Here is a 13,225-nt window from a genome sequence, read left to right on the forward strand (position 1 = left end):
CGCCGCCGGTTTCGGACCGCGGTTCCCCCTGACGGCGTGAAAGGTTGATGATTATGGCTTCGTTCCCCTCGCTCCGCCTCCCGCGCGCCGCGCTCGTGTCGGGCATCGCCGCGACGATGCTGACCGCGTGCATGGGCGCGGGCGGCAGCGCGCCACAGCTTCCCAGCGCGAACTTCGTCGCGAACCAGGAAGGGCCGGGCGAGGAATATATCATCGGCCCGCTTGACGAATTGCAGATCTTCGTGTGGCGCAACCCCGAACTTGGGGGCAAGGTCCAGGTGCGGCCCGACGGACGCATCACCACCCCGCTGATCACCGACATGCCTGCCGTCGGCAAGACGCCGACGATGCTGCAACAGGACATCAAGCTCCAGCTCAGCCAATATATCACCGACCCGATCGTCAGCGTCATCGTCACCAGCTTCAACAGCACCTTTTCGCAGCAGGTGCGGATCGTCGGCGCGACCGAGAAGCCGGCCTCGATCCCTTTTCGCGCGAACATGACGGTGCTCGACGCGATGATTGCGGTCGGTGGGCTGGGCGAATATGCGGCCGGCAACAAGGCGCGACTCGTCCGCTTCGACAAGGGGACGGGCAAGCAGCAGGAGTTCGCGCTGCGCTTGAACGACCTCATCAAGCGCGGCGACATCAAGGCGAATGTGCGATTGCAGCCGGGCGACGTCATCATCATCCCCGAAAGCATGTTCTGACGCCGAGGCGCGCAGCCCCCAAACCATCCCAAGGATCGACTGACCGCGATGAACAGCCTTTACGACGAACTCCGGGTGGCGCTGCACAGCGTCTGGACGCGCCGGTGGCTCGTGCTGGCGGTCGCATGGGGCATCTGTATCCTCGGTTGGCTGGCGATCGCGTCGATCCCCAACCGCTATGACAGCCGCGCGCGCCTGCTCGTCGACGTCAACGAAATCCTGCCCGACGAAGCGCAGGTCGGCGGCGGCCGGGCGCAGATCGACCAGATCCGCGAGACGCTGACCAGCGCGCGCAACATGGAAAAGGTCGCGGCGACGACGGGCCTGCTGCCCGCGGGAGCGAGCGAGCGCGACGCGGCGAACGCGGTCGCGATGCTGCAAAAGAATATCAAGGTCGTGCCGCAGCAGGACAATATCTTTGAAATCACCTCCAGCATCGCCGTCGGCAGCCTGTCCGACGCCGACAATGCCAAGCTGGCGTCGGGCGTGCTCGACAGCCTGATCACCGTGTTCCGCGACGATCAGCTGCGCGGCGGGCGGATCAATGCGCGCGAGGGGCTGAAGTTCCTCGACGCCCAGATTGCCGACCGCGAAAAGGCGCTGCGCGAGGTCGAGGCGCGTCGCGCGGCGTTCGAGGCGCAGAATATCGGGCTGGTCCCCGGCGGCGCCGGATCGCCCGCGCAGCGCGTCGAGGCGGCGCGCGCCGAACTCGGCCAGATCGATTCGCAGCTGGTCGCCGCGCAGGCGCAGCTTGCGGCGGCGAACGGCCAGCTCGCTTCGACCCCCGCGACCATCCCCGGCGTCGGCGGGGTCGGCGGCGGCGTCGCGCGGCAGCAGCTGGCCGGCGCGCAGAACGAGCTGTCGGCGATGCGTTCGCGCGGGCTGACCGATGCGCATCCCGACGTCATCGCGCTCAAAAGTCAGATTGCATCGCTGAAAGCACAAGCCGACCGCGAGGGAACGGGCGGCAGCGGCGGGGTACAGAACCCGGCTTACGCCTCACTCGCGGCCATGCGCGCCGAGCGACAGGCGACGGTCAGCGCGCTCACCGCGCGCAAGAGTCAGCTCATGAACGACATCGCGCGGATCACCGCGCAGCAGATCCAGAACCCCGGCATCGCCGCCGAATATGACCGGATTAACGGCGAATATACCGCGCTCAAGGCGCAATATGACAAGCTGCTCGCGCAGCGCGAACAGGTGCGGTTGCGCGGTGAGGTGCAGACCGAAACCGACGCGATCCGCATCGAATTGCTCGATCCGCCGTCGAAACCGACGAGCCCCGCGGCGCCCAACCGGCCTTTGTTCCTGACGCTCGTGCTGCTCGCGGGCATCGGCGGCGGTGTCGGGGTTGCGTTCGGCCTGTCGCAGGTGCGCACCAGCTATGCGACCGCGGCCCGGCTCGAACGCGCGAGCGGGCTGCCGGTGATCGGATCGATCACCGAAGTCTTGACGCCCGAACGCCAGGTCGATCGCCGCAAGAAGCTCGTCTGGCTCGCCGGGGGAGGGGGCGCGCTCGTCGGCCTCTATGCGCTGCTGCTTGTCGCCGAGTTCATCCAGCGCGGCATGGTTGCGTGACGGGGGGCGATGACATGAACGACCAGCGCAAAGTCAAGCGTCCACCCTCGTTGCTCGAACGCGCCGCCGATATGTTCGGGCTCGACGCCGTCGGCAACGCGCCGACGATCGACGTATCGAGCCTGCCGCCGGAGCCGGAAAAGAAGGCGAAGACGGTCAAGGCGGAGCCCGTCGCGGAGGCACCGGTCGCCGAGGCCGCCGAACCCGTCGTCGAAACCGCACCGTCGCCGCGACCTTCGCCGCGCAAGGAGGTCGCCAGGGCGGCGCCCGCGATCGTGCCGACGCGGCAGGGGACGATCGACCGGGATCGGCTCGCGGCGCAGGGCATGATCGTGCCGGGCACGCCGGTCACGGGCATTTCCGAAGAATATCGCATCGTGAAGCGCGAGCTGATCCGGGGCATCGGTGGCACGGGCAATCGCCCGATTCTGCCGCGCGGGCACCGCGTGCTGATCGCGTCGGCGAACCCCGGCGAGGGCAAGACCTTCTCCGCGGTCAATCTGGCATTGAGCCTGGCGGTCGAGGCCGATCATGACGTGCTGCTCATCGACGCCGACATTGCCAAGCCGAGCGTGCTCGAAACACTGGGGCTGGAAAATGGTCCGGGGCTGATGGACGCGCTTGCCGATCCGCATCTGGCGGTCGGCGACTGCCTGATCCAGACCGACATTCCGGGGCTGAAGGTCATGCCCGCGGGCGCGCATCATATGCACGACACCGAATTGCTTGCCTCGGCGCGGACCGAGGCGCTGCTTGCACAGCTCGAAGCGGGGGCGCCGGGGCGCATCCTGATCCTCGATTCACCGCCGGTGCTGGCGGCGTCGCCCGCCGCGGTGCTCGCCGGGCATGTCGGGCAGACGATCATGGTCGTGCGCGCCGATACGACGCTGGAAAGCGCGCTGCGCGACGCGATCGGGCTGATGGGCGCCTGCCCGCAGATCCAGCTGCTCCTGAACGGCACCAAATTCTCGCCCGGCGGGCGCCGCTTCGGCACTTATTACGGGCAGGGGGGCGCCTGATGAACACGCGCCTTTCCTTGCGCGGCGCGGGGGCGCTGGCGGCGCTGCTGCTCGCGGGAACCGCGAGCGGCGCGCAGGCGCAATTTTCGGGCGATCCCGGCGCCAGCGACGCGCCGCCGAGTGCGCCGCAAGCCGAATCGGGCCGCGCAGCATCGCGCGCCGAGGGCCGCCGGACGCAGAAGACCGTCGACGTCAGCCCCTATCTCGAAATCGGGCAGGTGCTCACCGCCGACCTGAAAAACGGCGGCGACGTGCTCACCTACACCACCGTCGCCGCGGGAATCGATGCCGCGATCGTCACGCGCCGCGCCGAAGTCGCGGCGACGCTGCGCTATGAACATCGCTTCGGCTGGAACGGCGACCTGGGCGATTCGGGCACGATCAGTGGTTTGGCGCGCGGGCGGATCGAGGCGGCGCGCGGGCTGAACCTCGAGGCCGGGGCGCTCGCGACGCGCACGCGCGCCGACGGGCAGGGCGCCGACAGCGGGTTGTTCATCGGCGATGCCAGCAATGTCGCGGACCTTTATTCGATCTATGCCGGACCGACGTTCGCGCGGCGGATCGCCGGGCTCGACCTCGGCGCGGGCTATCGCTTCGGCTATACCAAGGTCGATGTCGACACCCCTGCGATCCTGTCGCCGGGCAGCCAGCCGCAGGATATTTTCGACAGCTCGACCAGCCATGTCGCCTGGGCGAGCGTCGGCGCGCGGCCGGGCGACCTGCCCTTTGGCTGGCAGCTGTCGGGCGGTTATGAACGCGAGGATGCGAGCCAGCTCGACCAACGGTTCGAGGGCAAATATGCGCGCGCCGACGTGACCGTGCCGGTCGGCCCGACCGTCGCCTTGCTGGGCGGTGTCGGTTACGAGGACATCGAAATCGGTCAGCGCGACCCCGTACTCGATACGAATGGCGTGCCGGTGCGCGATGCGAATGGCCGTTTCGTCACCGACAAATCGACCCCGCGCCGCCTGTCGTTCGACACCGACGGGCTGATCTGGGACGCCGGGGTGATGTGGCGACCGAGCCGTCGCACCTCGCTCACCGCCCGCGTCGGGCGGCGCTATGGCGACACCATCTATACGGGCAGCTTCGCCTATCGCGCCGATCATGCGACGACGGTGCAGGTCGGCGTCTATGACGGGCTGTCGAGCCTCGGCCGCGGGTTGTCGGGCGGGCTGGCGGCGCTGCCGACGCAGTTCGACCCGACGCGCAATCCGATCGACGGCGACATCAATCCCTGTGTGTTCGGCGGGCAGGGCGGCGGCTGTTTGAACAACCAGCTCGGCAACGCCACCGCGGCGCAATATCGCAGTCGCGGGGTGCAGGCGACGATGGCGTCGCGCTATGGCCGCTGGGCCTATGGCGTCGGCATCGGTTACGACCGGCGCAGGCTCCTCGTGCCGCAGCTGTCGCCGATCGCCGACCTCGACGGGATCACCGACGAAAGCTGGTATCTGTTCGTCTCGGCGGGGCGCCAGCTCGACGCCGATTCCGATCTCAGCCTGTCGGGCTATGTCAATTATTTCGACAATGGCGCGCCGGGCGCGAGCGACGTCCAGTCGGCGGGGCTGTCGGCGGCCTATTCGCGGCGTTTCTGGCGCGGTCTGACGGGGACCGCGGCGGCCAGCCTCAACGCCTTCGATCAGGACGGCTTCAACAGCCAGCTCATAGGTTCGGCTTTGGTGGGACTGCGTTACAACTTCTGACGGGTTTGATCCCGCTTGGGCAACAGGATTACAAGCGATGTACGATCAGTTCTATGGTTTCACCGGCCGTCCGTTCCAGCTGACGCCCGATCCGCATTTCTACTTTGAAAGCGGGACGCACCGCAAGGCGATGTCCTATCTGGGTTATGGCCTCGCGCAGGGTGAAGGCTTCATCGTCATCACCGGCGACGTGGGCGCGGGCAAGACGACGCTCGTCGGCCATCTGATGAACACGATCGACCCCAATCGGCTGACCGCGGTCAAGCTGGTGTCGACGCAGGTCGAGGGCGACGATCTGCTCCGCCTGGTCGCCGAACAATTCGGGATCGAATGGGAAGGCGAGAGCAAGGCCGAGCTGCTGCGGTCGATGGAGCAATATCTGCGCGAACAGGCGCGCGCGGGCCGCCGCACTCTTCTGATCGTCGACGAGGGGCAGAATCTTGCCATCTCGGCGCTCGAAGAATTGCGGATGCTGTCGAACTTCCAGCTTGGCGGCCATTCGCTCCTGCAAATCTTCCTGCTCGGCCAGCCCGAGTTCCGCCAGACCTTGTTCCATTCGCCGACGCTCGAACAGCTACGCCAGCGGGTGATCGCGACGCACCACCTCGACCCGATGGAACCCGAGGAGGTCGAACCCTATATCCTCCACCGGCTCGGCAAGGTCGGCTGGACGGGCAACCCCAGCTTCAGCCCCGACGCTTTCGAGGCAATCTTCGATTACAGCGAGGGCGTGCCGCGCAAGCTCAATGTGCTGGTCAGCCGCCTGCTGCTCTATGGCGCGGTCGAGCAGATGAACCGCATTACAGCGCAGAATGTCCGATCGGTCGTTGCAGAGATCGAGGCCGATCGCGGCATCGACGCCGCCACGCTCGCGCCGCTGCCGGTCGAGGAGGTCGTCGCGGCCGCCGCCACCGCTGCGGCGCCGACCCCGGCGCCCTTCGCGCCGCGCGCGGCCAACGAAGCCGCTCCCGAATGGCCGCGCCGTTCGGACGAACCTGCTGCGGAGACGCCCGCGCCTTTCGCCGCGCCTGCCGAACCGGCGCGCGTCGTGGCGCTGGCGCCGCAGGCGGCGAGCGCGGCCGATGAAGCGGCGAGCGCACCTGCGGCTCCGGCGGTCGATCCCGACCATCTCGCGGCGCTGGAAAAGCAGATCGCCTCGCTCGAGGCGCGGCTCGTCGAACAGGACGAAGCGCTGCGCCGCGTGCTGGACCTGCTCATCGAATGGGTTGAGCGCGATCCCGAAAACGCACCCAATCCGGCGAAGTCACAGACCTGGGCGGCGTGATGGCCCTCGGGAGGGCGGGATTATGTCGTGTATCCCCGCGAAGGCGGATATCCATCGCCCGGCAGCGCGAGATCGCGCCAGTCGGTGATGGGCCCCCGCCTTCGCGGGGGAACATATCTTTTTGCTCGCAGGGAATCCGGCCTTAAGGCGTCGGCGAAGGTGAGGAAAAATGCAAAACGGCCTGTCGGTCGATGTCGAGGACTGGTTTCAGGTCGGCGCCTTTGAGCGCACGATCGACCGCGCCGACTGGCCGACGCTCGAATGCCGGGTCGAGGCGAATTGCGACGCGGTGCTGGAGATTTTCGCCGAGGCGGGCGCGAAAGCCACCTTCTTCACCCTCGGCTGGGTCGCCGAACGCTATCCCGCGCTGATCCGGCGGATCGTCGCGGCGGGGCACGAGCTGGCCAGCCACGGCTATGACCACAAGCGCGTATTCAACATGACCGCCGACGAATTTGCCGCCGACCTTCTGAAAACGCGCGCGATCCTCGAAGATGTCGGCGGTGTGGCCGTGCGCGGCTATCGCGCGCCGAGCTTTTCGGTCGACGCGCGCACCCCTTGGGCGCACAGGATGCTCGCCGAACAGGGCTATGCCTATTCGTCGAGCGTGGCGCCGGTGGTCCACGATCATTATGGCTGGCCGCAAAGCCCGCGCCATGCGTGGCGGCCGGTGGCGGGCAGCGAGCTGGTCGAATGGCCGGTGACGACCGCGCGCTTCGCCGGGCGCACGCTGGCGGCGGGCGGCGGCGGTTTCATGCGCCTTCTGCCCTATGGCTTCACGCGCTGGGCGATCGCGCGGATGAATGCGGAGGGGCATCCGGCGATCCTCTATTTCCACCCGTGGGAGATCGACCCCGGCCAGCCGCGCGTCGCCGATGCGTCGATCCGGTCGAAAATCCGTCATTACAGCGGCTTGTCGGCGATGGCCGGGAAGCTGAAGAAGCTGCTCGCCGATTTCGACTGGACGCGCGCCGATACCCTGCTGCCTGCGCAGCAAGCGCGCGCAGAACCGTGGCGAGCTGCGGCGTGAATGCGCCCGCTGATCCGACGATGAAGGCGTTTGCGGGCGCGCCGCTGTCCGACGCGGCCGAATGGGACGCCTATGTCGCGGCGCACGATGGTGCGACACCCTTTCACAGCCGCGCCTGGTGCGAAGCGATCGCCCGCGCGACGGGGCACCGCTGCCATCTCGTCACCGCGCGCGATGCGGGCGGCGTGCTCACCGGCCTGTTGCCGCTCCACCATATCCGCTCGCCGCTGTTCGGGCAGGCGCTGGTCGGCAGCGGCTTTGCCGTCGGCGGCGGCATATTGGCCGACGATCCGGCGGTTGCCGCCGCGCTGGCAGAAGGCGCGTCGAACATGGCGCGGGCGCTCGGCGTGCCGTCGGTCGAACTGCGCGGCGGCCCGCTGCCCGAAGGCGAGGGCTGGGCGCGCGAGCAGGGCGTGTACGCGGGCTTCGCGCGCGATCTCGCCGGTGACGATGACGCCGAACTGCTCGCCATCCCGCGCAAACAGCGCGCCGAGGTGCGCAAGGCGCTGGGCAGCGAACTGACGGTAACCACGGGGCGCGACACCGCCGAACGGCGCGATCATTACCGCATCTATGCGACGAGCGTGCGCAATCTCGGCACGCCGGTCTTTCCGAAAAGCCTGTTCGACGCGGTGCTCGATGCCTTTGGCGAGGCTGCCGATATTTTGACCGTGCGCGACGGCGTTCGGCCGGTGGCAAGCGTGCTCAGCCTTTACTGGCGGGGCACGGTGATGCCTTATTGGGGCGGCGGGCTGGCCGAGGCGCGGCGGTTGCGCGCGAACGAGCTTATGTATTTCGCGCTGATGCGCCACGCGCGAACGCGCGGCTGCACGCGCTTCGACTTCGGCCGGTCGAAGCTTGGCACGGGACCGTTCGCCTACAAGAAAAACTGGGGTTTCGAGCCGCAGCCGCTCGTCTATGCGCGCTGGCTCGCGCCGGGGCAGCGTGCGCGCGACACCAATCCCGGCAGCGCGAGATACCGGTTGCAGGTCGATCTGTGGAAGCGGCTGCCGCTGTGGGCGGCGAACCGCATCGGGCCGCTGATCGCGCGCGGATTGGGGTGATCCGGATGGTTTCAGACCCATCGTCATTGCGAGCGAAGCGAAGCAATCTCCAGAGGGCGGCCTTGCGCAAGGCTGAGGGCTGGAGATTGCTTCGCCTGCGGCTCGCAATGACAGGGTAGCGGTTCCATGCCCGAAATCCTGTTCCTCGTTCACCGCGCGCCGTGGCCGCCCGATCGCGGCGATCGCATCCGCAGCTGGCATATGTTCGAGGCGCTGGCGAAGCTGGCGCCGGTGCATGTCGCGGCGCTGGCTGACAATGCCGACGACGCGGACGTCGCGCGGAGGAAGCTGGCGCCGCTTTGCAAAAGCCTGGCGATCGAAGGGCGCAATGTGGCGCGTCCGATCGCATTGGCAAAGGCGGTGCTGCGCGGCGAGCCGGTGTCGAACCACCTGTTCCGCAACGCCGCGCTGGCGCGCCATGTCGACGCGCTGATCGGGCAGGGCCAGGTCAGCCATATCGTCGCCTTTTCGGGGCAGATGGCGCAATATCTGCCCGCCCGGTTCGACGGGCCGGTGCTGATGGATTTCGTCGATGTCGATTCGGCGAAATTCGCCGCCTATGCCGAGCAGGACCGGCGCCAGCCGCTCCATTGGGTGCACCGGCGCGAAGCGCGCGTGCTCGGCGCCTATGAAGCGGCAGTCGCGGCGCGCGTCTCCGCCAGCCTGTTTGTCAGCGAGGCCGAGGCGGCGCTGTTCCGGCAACGGAGCGGGCTGGGTGAAGACAAGGTGCTCGCGGTCGAAAACGGCATCGACACCGATCGTTTCGACCCGGCACTGCCGTTCGATCCGGTGGGTCGTGGCGAGGGGCCGCTGGCGGTGTTCACGGGGCAAATGGACTATCGCCCCAATATCGACGCGGTGCGCTGGTTCGCCGCCGACATCCTGCCGCTGGTTCGGCGGCGGCATCCGGCGGCGCGCTTTGCGGTCGTCGGGCGCGCGCCGACCGACGAGGTGAGGGCGCTTGCACAGTTGCCGGGCGTGACGGTGACGGGGGAGGTGCCCGACGTGCGGCCGTGGCTCGCCGCCGCCGACGCGGTGGTCGCGCCGCTGCTGCTCGCGCGCGGGGTGCAGAACAAGCTGCTCGAAGCGATGGCGATGGCGCGGCCGGTCGTCGCCAGCGCGGCGGCGGCGGCGGGGATCGACGCCACGCCGGGCGAACATCTGCTGGTTGCCGACGATGCCGAGGCGATGGCTCAGGCGGTCGGCGCCCTGTTCGACGACCGCGCCGCGGCGGCCGCCATGGGCCGGGCGGCGCGCGCGCGGATGACCGCACGCTATGGCTGGGACGCGCGCATGGCGTCGCTCGGCGCATTGCTGGGGCTTTCCGCATGACGCGCTGGCAGCGCCATCTGGCTGCGCTGGCGCTGTTGTCGGCGGCGATCGTCGCGCTCTTCTGGCGCGATGCGGCCGACATGGCGGGCATCTGGTGGAACAGTTCGACCTTTACCCATTGCCTGCTGATGCTGCCGATGATCGGCTGGCTGGTGTCGCAGCGCAGCCAATTGTTGCGGCCGCTGACTCCGGCCTATTGGTGGCCGGCGCTCGTCTGGATGGCGGGCGCAGGGTGCGTCTGGATCGTCGGCGAAGCGGCGGGGGTGGCGCTGTTCCGCCAGCTCGGCCTCGTGCTGATGCTGCAAGGCGCGGTGGGCGTCGCGCTCGGCGAAAAGCTGGTGCGCGGGCTGCTCTTTCCGCTCGCCTATGCGCTGCTGCTCGTGCCGTTCGGTGAGGAACTGGTGCCGCTGCTCCAGACCTTTACCGCGCATATCAGCGTCGCGCTGCTTCGCCTGTCGGGCTTCGCCGCCGAGATGCAGGGCGTGTTCATCACCACGCGCGCGGGCTTTTTCGAGGTGGCCGAGGAATGTTCGGGGGTCAATTTCCTGATCGCGATGCTCGCCTATGCGGTGTTCGCGGCGCATCTTTGCTTTAAAAGCTGGGCGCGGCGGATCGTGTTTGTCGTGGCGGCGCTCGCGGCGACGGTCCTCGCCAACGCGCTGCGCGCTTATGGGACGATGCTCGCGGCCGACATCTGGGGGATCGAGGCGGCGGGGGGGATCGACCATATATTCTATGGCTGGATCTTCTTCGGGCTCGTCATCCTGATCGTGATGCTGGTGGCGCGGCGCTGGTTCGACCGGCCCGCGAACGACGTGGCGGTCGATGTGTCGGGGCTGAATGGTCCGAGCCGTTTTGCCGGGGCGGGCCGCGCGGTGCTGCCCGTCGCCATGCTCTTGCCGCTGCTGTTCGCCGGATGGGGGCTGCTCGTCGCCGGGCGCAGCGCGCCGCTGCCGCCGACGATGGCGGTCGAGGCGCCGCCGGGCTGGCGCGACGTGCGCGTGGACGGAACGCCCTGGACGCCGCGCTTCGACGGCGCCGACCAGCGGCTTTTGCGGCACTTTGCGAACGAGCGGGGGCAGGTCGTCACCGTCGCGATCGGCGGTTATGAACGCCAGGCCGAGGGGCGCGAGGTCGTCGCCTTCGGGCAAGGCGCGGTCGATCCCGACAGCCGATGGGCGTGGAGCGCCGCGCTTCCCGCCGTCGATGGCGGCAAGACCGAACGGTTGCTGCACCCCGGCCCGGTGCTGCGCGACGCCGCGACCTGGTATGTCGTCGGCGGTGCGGTGACGGGCAGCGCGCGGACGGCCAAACTCGCGGAACTGCAAGCGCGCCTTACCGGCGGCGACCCGCGCGCGCTCTCGCTGATCGTCTCAAGCGAGGAGCAGCGGGGCGGCCGCGATGCGATCAGCGCCTTCGTTTCCGCGTCGGGTGGAGCCAGGGCGATGGCTGACCGCGCGCTCAAAACCCGCTAAGCGACAAAGTCATGTGCGGCATTGCGGGCATCTATCATCTGGAAACCGCGAAGCCGGTCGACCCTGCGCGGCTGCGCGCGATGCTCCACCCGATGCAGCATCGCGGCCCCGACGGATCGGGCGTGTGGACCGCGCCGGGCGTCGGGCTGGGGCACCTGCGCCTGTCGATCATCGACATTGCGGGCAGCCCGCAGCCGATGGCGAGCGACGACGAGGCGGTGACGCTCACCTATAACGGTGAAATCTATAATTTCCGCGAGCTGCGCGCCGAGCTGGAGGAGCGCGGGCACCGTTTCCGCACCAGCGGCGATACCGAGGTCATCATCGCGGCGTGGCGGCAATGGGGGCCCGAATGCCTGTCGCGGCTCAATGGCATGTTCGCCTTTGCGATCCACGACCATGCGCGCGGCTGCCTGTTCCTCGCGCGCGACCGGCTGGGGGTGAAGCCACTTCACTATGTCCGCCTGGCCGACGGATCGGTGGCGTTCGCGTCGGAACTGAAGGGGCTGCTGCGCCACCCGCTGCTGCGGCAGGAGGCGAATTTCACCGCGGTCGAGGATTTCCTCGCGCTCGGCTATGTCCCCGACGACAATTGCATCGTCGCGGGGGCCCGGAAGCTGCCCGCCGGCCATTATCTGTTGCTCGAACGCGGCAAGGGCGTGCCCGCCCCGACCTGTTGGTGGGCGCCCGATTTTTCGCGGCGGATCAAGGCGAGCGAGGGCGAGGCGGCCGAGCATCTGGTCCATCTGATGCGCGCCGCGGTGACCGACCGGATGGTCGCCGACGTGCCGCTCGGCGCCTTTCTGTCGGGCGGGGTCGATTCGAGCGCGGTCGTCGCGCTGATGGCCGAGGCGAGCGCGAAGGCGGTCAAGACCTGCACGATCGGGTTCGATCAGGCGGCGCTCGACGAAACGGCCTATGCGCAGCAAATCGCCGAGCGCTTTGCCACCGATCACCGGACGCGCACCGTGGCGGCGGGCGATTTCGCGCTGATCGACAAAATCGCCGACATGTTCGACGAACCCTTTGCCGACGCGAGCGCGCTGCCGACGTACCGGGTGTGCGAGCTGGCGCGCGAAGAGGTGACGGTTGCGCTGTCGGGCGACGGCGCCGACGAGGCGTTCGCGGGATACCGGCGGCTGGTGTTCCAGCATCAGGAGGAAAAGCTGCGCGGGCTGATCCCTGCTTTCCTGCGCCGCGGCGCGCTCGGCCCCTTGTCGCATGTCTGGCCGCAGATGGACTGGGCGCCGCGTCCGCTGCGCGCGCGCGCGACGCTCGCCAGCCTTTCGAAAAGCGGGGCGGAGGGCTATGCCGAGGCGGTCGGGGTGACGGGACCGGCGCAGCGCGCGCGGCTGTTCAACGACGCCGCGCTCCGCGGGCTCGGCGATCATGTCGCCGAGGCGCGATACTGGAAGGCGATGGCGGAGGCGCCCGCGCGCGAACCGCTCGACCGCGCGCAATATGCCGACCTTCGGATCTGGCTGCCCGGCGACATTCTGACCAAGACCGACCGGATGAGCATGGCGGTCAGCCTGGAGGCGCGCGAGCCGTTGCTCGATTACCGGCTGGTCGAATTCGCCGCGAGCCTGCCCGCGGCGATGCGCGTCAGAGGCGGGACGGGCAAGGCGATATTGAAGCGGGCGATGGAAGCCTATCTGCCGCACGACATCCTCTATCGCCCCAAAATGGGGTTCGTGACGCCGGTGTCGCACTGGTTCCGCGGCGCGCTGGCGCCGCAGGCGAAGGCATTGACGACGTCATCGACACTCGCACGCGCGGGCTGGTTCGACATGGCCGAGATCGAACGCATCGTCGCGGCGCACCAGTCGGGGCGCCGCGACCATGGGCGGCTGATCTGGCAGTTTTTCATGCTGGAAAAGTCGCTGGCGAAACTGTTCGGGATTTGATGGCGATGCGTCTGCCTTGGGGTGTGGGGCTCCCATCGAATCATTTCAAAGGTCAGGAAAGGTCAGCCTTGTGCGGCGGCCGGTTTGTCGCGCGCGGCGGACATGTGCGCCCGGCTCCT

The 13,225-nt window shown here is 68.4% G+C and carries 10 protein-coding genes; all 10 read left to right on the forward strand.

From position 1 onward, the window contains the following. Positions 1–116: 116 nt before the first annotated feature. On the forward strand, positions 117–710 hold the full coding sequence (locus SPYCA_RS02980) for an XrtA/PEP-CTERM system exopolysaccharide export protein (protein WP_232003633.1): 594 nt from the start codon (positions 117–119) through the stop codon (positions 708–710). A 48-nt stretch (positions 711–758) separates the two neighbouring features. After that, positions 759–2,288, forward strand: coding sequence for an XrtA system polysaccharide chain length determinant (locus SPYCA_RS02985; RefSeq protein ID WP_120218878.1), 1,530 nt, complete (start codon positions 759–761; stop codon positions 2,286–2,288). Positions 2,289–2,302: 14 nt separating this feature from the next. Beyond that, entirely contained in the window at positions 2,303–3,307 is a 1,005-nt protein-coding gene (locus tag SPYCA_RS02990; protein WP_120218879.1) for a P-loop NTPase, read from the forward strand. Continuing rightward, complete coding sequence (locus SPYCA_RS02995; protein WP_120218880.1) at positions 3,307–5,013, forward strand: hypothetical protein; 1,707 nt, start codon at positions 3,307–3,309, stop codon at positions 5,011–5,013. Before SPYCA_RS02990 ends, SPYCA_RS02995 begins: the two co-directional genes overlap by 1 nt. A 37-nt stretch (positions 5,014–5,050) precedes the next feature. Continuing rightward, positions 5,051–6,298 carry an XrtA/PEP-CTERM system-associated ATPase gene (locus SPYCA_RS03000; RefSeq protein WP_120218881.1) on the forward strand — a complete coding sequence of 416 codons (1,248 nt, stop codon included), beginning with the start codon at positions 5,051–5,053 and terminating at the stop codon, positions 6,296–6,298. A 169-nt stretch (positions 6,299–6,467) separates the two neighbouring features. Continuing rightward, the gene (locus SPYCA_RS03005) at positions 6,468–7,328 is read left to right on the forward strand and encodes an XrtA system polysaccharide deacetylase (protein WP_120218882.1); all 861 of its coding nucleotides are present in this window, start codon (positions 6,468–6,470) and stop codon (positions 7,326–7,328) included. Between the two features lie 20 nt (positions 7,329–7,348). Continuing rightward, positions 7,349–8,392 carry a FemAB family XrtA/PEP-CTERM system-associated protein gene (locus tag SPYCA_RS03010; protein WP_120222118.1) on the forward strand — a complete coding sequence of 348 codons (1,044 nt, stop codon included), beginning with the start codon at positions 7,349–7,351 and terminating at the stop codon, positions 8,390–8,392. Between the two features lie 126 nt (positions 8,393–8,518). Then, positions 8,519–9,724 carry a TIGR03087 family PEP-CTERM/XrtA system glycosyltransferase gene (locus tag SPYCA_RS03015; RefSeq protein WP_120218883.1) on the forward strand — a complete coding sequence of 402 codons (1,206 nt, stop codon included), beginning with the start codon at positions 8,519–8,521 and terminating at the stop codon, positions 9,722–9,724. After that, positions 9,721–11,199: an exosortase A gene (xrtA, locus tag SPYCA_RS03020; RefSeq protein WP_120218884.1), complete on the forward strand. Its 1,479-nt coding sequence runs from the start codon at positions 9,721–9,723 to the stop codon at positions 11,197–11,199. Before SPYCA_RS03015 ends, xrtA begins: the two co-directional genes overlap by 4 nt. Positions 11,200–11,210: 11 nt before the next feature. Beyond that, positions 11,211–13,106, forward strand: a complete 1,896-nt coding sequence (locus tag SPYCA_RS03025) for an XrtA/PEP-CTERM system amidotransferase (RefSeq protein WP_120218885.1) — start codon at positions 11,211–11,213, stop codon at positions 13,104–13,106. Positions 13,107–13,225: the final 119 nt, after the last annotated feature.

Origin of the sequence: Sphingopyxis sp. FD7, from assembly GCF_003609835.1 — a bacterium.
Lineage (GTDB): Bacteria > Pseudomonadota > Alphaproteobacteria > Sphingomonadales > Sphingomonadaceae > Sphingopyxis.